The organism is Caballeronia choica, from assembly GCF_001544535.1.
Classification (GTDB): Bacteria; Pseudomonadota; Gammaproteobacteria; order Burkholderiales; family Burkholderiaceae; genus Caballeronia; species Caballeronia choica.
Genome location: NZ_FCON02000300.1, coordinates 1 through 4745 on the forward strand (window position 1 = coordinate 1; position 4745 = coordinate 4745).

The following is a 4745-nucleotide window of genomic DNA, read 5'->3' on the forward strand; positions in this document are numbered from 1 at the left end:
GCGATGCCCGTACCTCTTCTACATGCCAACAACGATGAAACCCCGCTAACGACACTCCCCCGGTTGGACCACTCAGACATAACGGTCTGGCGGCGACTGGCAAGCATTGGCGGTGGAAAGCTGCTTTCTTTGCTTACTTTCTTTGCAGCAGCAAAGAAAGTGAGTCCCGCCCCGGACAGGGGCAGAGCTAATAAACCAAAAACAATACAAGTTCCATAGGAGCCTGAGCGCATCGAACGGTGTAAACCCACCCCACCCCGCCCCCAGCGCCAGCGAATCACTTCGCCCGAAGCTCCGGAAAATCCTCCTCCCAGAACTCAAGCTCGCCGCGCGGCGAATCCTCCGTTCTGGCCTCTTCCTGCCGCCGCAAATCGACCCGCCGGATCTTCCCGGAAATCGTCTTCGGCAATTCCGCAAACTCGATCCGCCGAATGCGCTTGTACGGCGCCAGCCGCTCCCGCGAGAATGCGAACACGCTCCGTGCAACGTCCGGCCCGATCACAAATCCATGCCGCAACGTAACGAACGCCTTCGGCACCGAAAGACGCAGCGCATCGGGACTCGGCACGACCGCCGCTTCCGCAATCGCCTCATGCTCGATCAGCACGCTCTCGAGTTCGAACGGACTCAACCGATAGTCCGACGACTTGAACACGTCATCGGCACGGCCGACATAAGTGAAGTAACCATCCGGCGAACGCGCCGCGACATCCGAAGTCCGATAGTGCCCGTCGCGCATCGCGTTCGCCGTGGCAGCGGGATTGTCAGCGTAGCCGGTCATCAGGCCGAGCGGCGGTTCATCGACAGGCAGCGCGATTTCGCCTTCGTCGGCAGGCTGGCCGTCGGGATCGAGCAACGCCACGCGATACCCCGGCAGCGGTCGTCCCATCGAACCCGGCACGACGTGCTGCCCCGGCGTGTTCGCGATCTGCGCGGTGGTCTCGGTCTGGCCGTAGCCGTCGCGGATAGGCACGCCCCACGCGGCCTGTACGCGCTCCACCACTTCAGGATTCAACGGTTCGCCCGCGCCGACGATCTCGCGCAGCTTCACGTTGTACGATGCAAGCGGCTCCTGCACGAGCATGCGCCACACGGTCGGCGGCGCGCACAGCGTGGTGACCTCGTGGCGCACCAGGACATCGAGCGTGCGCGCGGCGTCGAAGCGGCTGAAGTTGTAAATGAACACGCAGGCGCCCGCATTCCACGGCGCGAAAAAGCAGCTCCATGCGTGCTTCGCCCAGCCGGGCGAACTGATGTTCCAGTGGATATCGCCGGGCTGCAGGCCGATCCAGTACATCGTCGACAAATGCCCGACCGGATAGCTCTGATGCGTATGCGCGACGAGCTTCGGCTTCGACGTCGTGCCCGACGTGAAGTAGAGCAGGAACGGATCGCTGGCGTTCGTTTCGCCTTCCGGATCAAACGCCGGCGATGCTGCATAAGCGGCATCGAACCGGAGCCAGCCCTCGCGCTCGCCATCGACGGCAATCCGCAAGGACGGCACTTCGATCTCGTCGAACTTCTGCAACTCGTTGCCGTCGACGATCACGTGCTGCACGCGACCCAGCGTGATGCGGTCGTGCAAGTCGGCGGTGGCGAGCTGCGTCGTGGCGGGAAGCACGATCGCGCCGAGCTTCATCGCGCCGAGCATCGTGTCCCACAACTCGACGCGGTTCGGCAACATCAGCAAAATGCGATCGCCGCGCGCGACGCCCAGGTCCCGCAGATGATTCGCGACGCGCGCCGAGCGCTCGCTCATCTCGGCGAACGAGTAGCGCGTCTCCGAACCGCTCTCATCGACGATCGCGAGCGCGGGCGCATCGTTGCCGCGCGCCATCGGATCGAAATAATCGAGCGCCCAGTTGAAGCGTTCGAGCGACGGCCAGCGGAACTCGCGATAGGCGGTGTCGTAGTCGGTGCGGTGGCGCAGCAGGAAGTCTCTTGCTTCGATAAAGGCGTCGGCCGGGTTCATCGTGTCTCCATGGCGTTTTGTGTGCGGCTGATGCATCCACTTACAACTGTCGCGCGATCACCATCCTCTGCACTTCGCTCGTGCCTTCGTAGATCTGCGTGATGCGGGCATCGCGATAGTGGCGCTCGACCGGATAGTCCTGCAGATAGCCGTAGCCGCCGTGGATCTGGATGGCGTCGGAGCAGACGCGCTCGGCCATCTCGGAGGCAAAGAGCTTCGCCTGCGAAGCCTCCGACAAGCACGGAATGCCTTCGGTGCGCATCCGTGCTGCGTGCAGTACGAGCAGGCGCGCGGCGTTCAGTTGCGTGTGCATGTCGGCGAGCATGTTCGCGACCGATTGATGCTCGTGGATCGGGCGGCCGAACTGGACGCGCTCGTGCGAATACACGCGCGCCGCGTCGAGGGCCGCGCGCGCGATGCCGAGCGCCTGCGCGGCGATGCCGATGCGCCCGCCTTCCAGATTCGACAACGCAATCTTCAGGCCCTCGCCGCGCTCGCCGAGCAGGTTCGCGGCGGGAATCGCGCAGTCGTCGAAGGTGATCGGGCAGGTGTCCGATGCACGGATGCCGAGCTTGTGCTCCGGCGGCCCGACGTTGAAGCCGGGCGTGCCGGTCGGCACGATGAACGCGGAGATGCCCTTCTTGCCCAGGTCCGGGTCGGTGACGGCGAACACGATCGCGAGTCCCGCGCGGCGGCCGTTCGTCACGAACTGCTTGTTGCCGGAGATGACCCACTGGCCGTCGCGTTCGATGGCGCGCGTGCGCAGGTTGTTCGCCTCCGACCCGGCTTGCGGCTCGGTCAGGCAGAACGCACCGATGACTTCGCCGCTCGCCAGTTTCGGCAGATACTCGGCTTTTTGCGCGTCGCTGCCGAATTTGAGGATCGGGCCGCAGCCGACCGAGTTGTGCACGCTCATCAGCGTCGCGCACGAGGCGCAGCCCGCCGCGATCTCTTCCATCGCGAGCGCGTAGGCCGTGTAGTCGCTGTAGGTGCCGCCGAGTTCGGCCGGGACGATCATCCCGAGCAGCCCGAGTTCGCCGAGCTGGCGAATGACGGCGTCGGGGATGCTGGCTTCGCGGTCCCACTGTCCCGCGTTCGGCACGAGCACTTCGGTGGCGAATTCGCGAGCGGCGTCGCGGATCATGCGTTGCTCTTCGGTGAGGAAACTGTCGATCATGATTGGGCTCGTGTAATGGGGCGGGAAGCGCGCGGTCGATGGTTTAAACTTTCGGCCCGAGGCTCGGCGGCCGCGCGCTTGAAGCGATGCCACCGAGTCTAGGCAATTCCGGCGCGTTAGCCGATGCCCAAAACGATCACGCTATCTGAGCGCTTCCGCCACCTAGTGACAACCCCAAGCCACAAGACAGCCCGCGAACGCGGATCGATCGCGGTGAGCCTCGTCGAAGAGGCGCTGCGCTGCGCCGAAGCGCGCGGCGTGGCGCGCGAAACGCTGCTCGCCGCCGCCGACATCGCGCCCGCGATGCTCGAATCGCCGCGCGCGCGGGTGTCGCCGGCGCAGTACGGCAAGCTCTGGAACGCCACCGCCGACGCCCTCGACGACGAATTCTTCGGCCAGGACCGCCATCCGATGCGCCGTGGCAGCTTCGTGCTGCTGTGCCATGCGGCGCTCAGTTCGCGCGACGGCGCGCAGGCGCTTGGCCGAATCGCGAGTTTCCTGCGCCTCGTGCTCGACGACCTGAGCTTCGAGCCAGACATCGATTCGACGCGCGTGCGCATCCGCCTCAGCGACCGGCACGAGCCGAAAAGCATGTTCGCCTACGCGACTGCGTTCATCCTGATCTATGGCTTGCTGTGCTGGCTGGTCGGGCGGCGCATCCCCGTGCTGGCTGCGCATCTGCGCTGCCCGGAGCCCGCCGCGAGTGACGAATACCGCCTGATGTTCTGCGACCACCTCTTCTTCGACCAGGCCGCGTCGTATGTGGATTTGTCACCGGAATGCGTCGGGTTGCCGGTCGTGCAGACGGTGGCGTCGCTGAAATCGTTCCTGCGCGGCGCGCCCGCGAACTTCCTCGTAAAGTACCGCAATCCCGATTCACTGGCCGCGCGCGTTCGCAGGCGGCTGCGCCAGATCCCGCCCGCCGACTGGCCCGACAGCGACCGCGTCGCCGCCGCGCTGAACATGGCCGAAGCGACGTTGAGACGCCGTCTGAAGCAGGAGGGCGTGACCTATCAGGCGATCAAGGACGGCTTGCGGCGCGACCTGGCGATCTCGCGTCTCGCCGATACGAACGAGACCATCACCGAAATCGCCGATGCGCTCGGCTTCGCGGAACCCAGCGCGTTCAGGCGCGCGTTTCGCAAGTGGACGGGTGTGCGGCCGGCCGACTACCGGCGCGTGGGGTGAGGAGCGAGGCATCGCGTCTGCATGAGTGCGAGGCCGCTGCTATAGTGAAATTCCCGGTTCTTCCAATGGAGAACATCATGACGAAGCCAAGCCGCGACGGCGCAGGAAAGAAGGAAGCCGCAGCGCCGGATGCACCGAATCACGAAGAAGATCTCCTCGACGAAGCGCTCGATGAAACCTTTCCCGCCAGCGACCCGATCGCGGTTCATCCGGAGCCAGACCACAAGCCGGCGAGGAAGTAGAGGGTGATCGCTGGCGCTTGGGGGTGGGTTTGGGTGGGGGCGGGTTTACACCGTTTGATGCGCTCAGGCTTCTATGGAACTTGCTTTGTTTTTGGTTTATTTGCTCTGCCCCTGTCCGGGGCGGGACTCACTTTCTTTGCTGCTGCAAAGAAAGTAAGCAAAGAAA

4 protein-coding genes are annotated in these 4745 nt (G+C 64.6%); 2 read left to right on the forward strand and 2 right to left on the reverse strand.

Annotated features, from left to right (window positions below):
* Nucleotides 1-277: 277 nt before the first annotated feature.
* Both AWB68_RS42725 and AWB68_RS42730 read right to left on the reverse strand, forming a co-directional pair.
* A complete protein-coding gene (locus tag AWB68_RS42725) occupies nucleotides 278-1972 on the reverse strand; it encodes an AMP-binding protein (RefSeq protein ID WP_087650147.1) in 1695 nt (564 codons plus the stop codon).
* Between the two features lie 40 nt (nucleotides 1973-2012).
* The gene (locus AWB68_RS42730) at nucleotides 2013-3146 is read right to left on the reverse strand and encodes an acyl-CoA dehydrogenase (protein ID WP_087650149.1); all 1134 of its coding nucleotides are present in this window, start codon (nucleotides 3144-3146) and stop codon (nucleotides 2013-2015) included.
* A 216-nt stretch (nucleotides 3147-3362) separates the two neighbouring features.
* Between AWB68_RS42730 and AWB68_RS42735 the strand changes: the two genes are divergently transcribed.
* Together AWB68_RS42735 and AWB68_RS49150 are read left to right on the forward strand one after the other, a co-directional pair.
* On the forward strand, nucleotides 3363-4337 hold the full coding sequence (locus tag AWB68_RS42735; protein WP_235028825.1) for an AraC family transcriptional regulator: 975 nt from the start codon (nucleotides 3363-3365) through the stop codon (nucleotides 4335-4337).
* Nucleotides 4338-4414: 77 nt separating this feature from the next.
* Entirely contained in the window at nucleotides 4415-4579 is a 165-nt protein-coding gene (locus AWB68_RS49150; RefSeq protein ID WP_200828955.1) for a hypothetical protein, read from the forward strand.
* The last annotated feature ends 166 nt before the right edge of the window (nucleotides 4580-4745 follow it).

Bases quoted from the DNA above. Each gene is read 5' to 3' on its own strand.
- AWB68_RS42725 (WP_087650147.1), bottom strand. From the start codon at position 1,972: ATGAACCCGGCCGACGCCTTTATCGAAGCAAGAGACTTCCTGCTGCGC.
- AWB68_RS49150 (WP_200828955.1), top strand. From the start codon at position 4,415: ATGACGAAGCCAAGCCGCGACGGCGCAGGAAAGAAGGAAGCCGCAGCG.